2 protein-coding genes and 1 pseudogene are annotated in these 1,000 nt (G+C 46.1%); all 3 read left to right on the forward strand.

The window, feature by feature from the left end; all coding sequences use genetic code 11:
• Positions 1-231 (forward strand): annotated as a pseudogene (locus JUF11_RS13105) (hypothetical protein); the annotation flags it as partial.
• A 4-nt stretch (positions 232-235) separates the two neighbouring features.
• A complete protein-coding gene (locus JUF11_RS13110; RefSeq protein ID WP_204119941.1) occupies positions 236-727 on the forward strand; it encodes a hypothetical protein in 492 nt (163 codons plus the stop codon).
• A 22-nt stretch (positions 728-749) separates the two neighbouring features.
• The coding region (locus JUF11_RS13115; RefSeq protein WP_204119942.1) for a phage holin at positions 750-1,000 on the forward strand (251 nt) is incomplete at its 3' end.

Here is a 1,000-nt window from a genome sequence, read left to right on the forward strand (position 1 = left end):
AAGACCGGTGAAAAAGGGGACCCAGGAAAACAAGGCGAACAAGGACTATCTGCATATCAAGTTGCCGTCAATGCTGGCTTCTCTGGCAGTGTCGACCAATGGCTGACCTCGCTCATTGGCGCTAAAGGTGACAAGGGTATCAAGGGTGATGATGCCGTCATCAATATCATCACCCAAGCACAGTATGACGCATTGGCTGACAAGTCTGGCGTCTACTTTATTGAGGGGTGATTGAATGCCAACGATCAACGGTAGAGCGTGCGTTGTTAATGGCACGCCAGTAGACAAGGTTTTCAGCAATGGTGTACAGATATATGGAAGAAACCTAATTAGGGGTTCATACGATTCTTCATGGGGTTTTAGCATTAATGGGGGTGCCACAATTCAGAAAGTCACAATGGATAGTGGAGAAGTAGCGCTGCATGTCATTGGCACTAACACTAATGTAGGATTTTATATCGGTTCTAATTTACCAAGTGGAAATTATACTATCTCGGTTGATATTAAAGGCACAGGTACAGTAGATAGACTAGGATGGGAAACCATTTCCGATGCCGGTATTACTCCAACTAGTGAGTGGCAGCGTGTTTCAAGAACGGGATCACTTGACGATAAATGGCATGCTTTTACTTGTTACGGAACTATGGATGTATATGTTAGGCTCCTGAAAGTGGAGCAAGGCACAATTGAAACGCCATGGACACCGGCGCCAAAAGACGTCATGTAATCTAGAAAAGGAGATAATGATGATGAAGATTAATTGGAAAGTACGAGTATTGAGCGTCAAATTCTGGCTGGCCCTAGTGCCAGCTATTTTACTGCTTGCGCAAGCTGTGGCTGCGCCTTTTGGATACAAGTGGGACTTTGCCAACCTTGGCACACAGCTCACTGGCATCATCAACGCAGTGTTCGCAGTACTGTCTATTCTTGGTGTGGTTACTGATCCAACCACGGCTGGCGTAACGGACAGCGTTCAGGCACTGACGTATGACAAGCCTAA

It is taken from the genome of Lacticaseibacillus suilingensis (assembly GCF_016861845.1).
GTDB classification, from domain to species: domain Bacteria; phylum Bacillota; class Bacilli; order Lactobacillales; family Lactobacillaceae; genus Lacticaseibacillus; species Lacticaseibacillus suilingensis.